This window comes from Pyrinomonadaceae bacterium (genome assembly GCA_036277115.1).
Taxonomy (GTDB): Bacteria; Acidobacteriota; Blastocatellia; order Pyrinomonadales; family Pyrinomonadaceae; genus UBA11740.
The window spans coordinates 1-1991 of the sequence record DASUNM010000006.1 but is presented as its reverse complement, the minus strand read 5'-3'; the positions used below and the strand labels follow the sequence as shown (position 1 = coordinate 1991).

At 62.5% G+C, this 1991-nt stretch carries 1 protein-coding gene; it reads left to right on the top strand.

Annotated features, from left to right (window positions below; all coding sequences use genetic code 11):
- Nucleotides 1–21: 21 nt before the first annotated feature.
- A partial coding sequence (locus VFX97_01805) for a hypothetical protein (protein ID HEX5701937.1) occupies nt 22–1991 on the top strand: 1970 nt, incomplete at its 3' end.

Sequence of the window (1991 nt, the reverse complement as noted above, 5' to 3'; positions counted from 1 at the left end):
ATGAAAATAAAAAGAGCAGTAATGATGGGGGTGCTTGTGGCTGCTATTGCCGCCATAGCGCTGCCCGTCATCGGCCTGCGGGCGCGCGCCGCATCGAAGACGGCCGACTTCAAGGCCACACCCAGGCTCGCCTCGCTGCCGCCTCAGCCGCAGCAGGCCTCAGCCCAGGATCAGGGCTCTGCGCCTTCGGGCTCCTATTCGGCCGACACGCTCAAGGCGCTCGGCATCAAACGCCTTCCTCACGGGGTTCACTCCCGCCAGGTCGGCAGGCTTAACGCCGCCCGCATTGCTCGGGCCAACCCGGGCGCTGTCTCACACCAGGCCTTGACCGGCGGCGGCCCGGGCGACTCGACCGGCATCATTCCGCCCTTAACTCGCAAGAGCGGCGGCGGGGGCCCGCCTTTGGCTGGCCAGCCCAACGTCTTGAACGAACTGGGCGCATTGAGCGCCGCTTTGATCACGACCATCGGCGGGCGCGACACCCAGTTTTCAGAGGTCGCGCTTTTGGCCGACTGGGACGGGCGCGAGGACTGCGTGGCCGACCGTTCGACGAAGGTAGACGACTTCTCGACGATCGAGCCCGACATTGACTTCACGCTGACGAAGGCGGCAGTCTCTGAGGTGACGTTCGCAAACGGCCACCTGCTGAACCTCTACTACTACGGCGACTCGGTGGGCAACGTCTATTTCGGGGCCGACATTGTCGGCAGCTCGCTAGTGGACGTTGTCTTCGATGTCAACATTAGCGACCTTGTAAACGTCGGGACGAGCAACGGGTTCATCTTGCAGAACCCGACGGCCGGCGACTGCGCCGACGACCAGGTGACGGTGACAGGCATCGCGGTAAACCCTGTGGCGGACCTGGGCGATTTCGGGCCGGCATTTTGCGGCGTTATAGGCGAGGTGATCTACGTATCAGTGCACGACTCGCAAGGGTGCGCATCGAACGCTGCCAACCAGCCGATACGCACGAGGATATTCGCCTTTGCGACCTTCAACATCGGGGCGACGGTCTTCATCGTGCCGCAGGTGAGGCAGATACTGCGAAGCCAGTTCGGCAACGTGGCGGGGGTGGCCGTGGATGATGACGGCAGCCTCTACTTCCACCTTGCCGACCTTGTGCAGCTATCTGGCGCGGCGATATTCAAAGCGACCGAAGCGCCGAGGACGATATGCGGGACGGCTGGAAGGATCAACCGAGTGATCCCGCTTATCGCAACGCCCCCGACCTTGGGGTCGGCGGCAACGTCGGCAACGGCGTTGAGCGTGACCGGGTCGCGGTTGACAAACTATTCAGGCAACGCGACGACATTCGGCAACGTGGTGGCGATAGCGACTGGGCCGTGCAACGTGTTGTACGCAGCGGTGTCACCGTCGTTCCAGCCCGGGGCGGTGAGCTTCGAGCAGCTGACGCAAGGGCTGTTCGGCAACGCGGCGGGGCTGGCGGCAACGCCGTCAATGATAATAAGCTTCGCGGATTGTTCTGGAGCCTTCGACGTGTGCACGAGCCCGGCGGGCGGGTTCCCAGGACAGCTGCGAATAGCGGACGGATTCGCCGACGCGCCGAACAATGCGACGGCGCGTGTAGTGGGAGTCAACAACTTCCGAGTGTTCGTGCTGGGCAACGGGCCAGACATAAGGCCAGGGACGGGACAGACATCGGTGATAGTGACGGCAGGAACGCTGAAAGTAGACATGCAGATAGACTTCTCGCTGCACTCGGGCATAGCCGTGTCGCAGGAAGGGACAGTCTTTGTGATCTCTGGCGGATCGCCGGCCGGTATAGGAAAGAACCCGTCGCCGATGGTGACGGAGATATTGTGTTTTGAGGACATGTGCCCGATGGACCGGAGGGCGGACTTCGTAGACCTGAGGGGAGACGCAGTGCCGAACCCGCCGGCATCGGGAGGAACGATAGGAGACGGAGACAGTGATAGATTCGATCACATCTTCCACCAGGCGCCGATAGACCAGGTGACGTTGACGCCGAC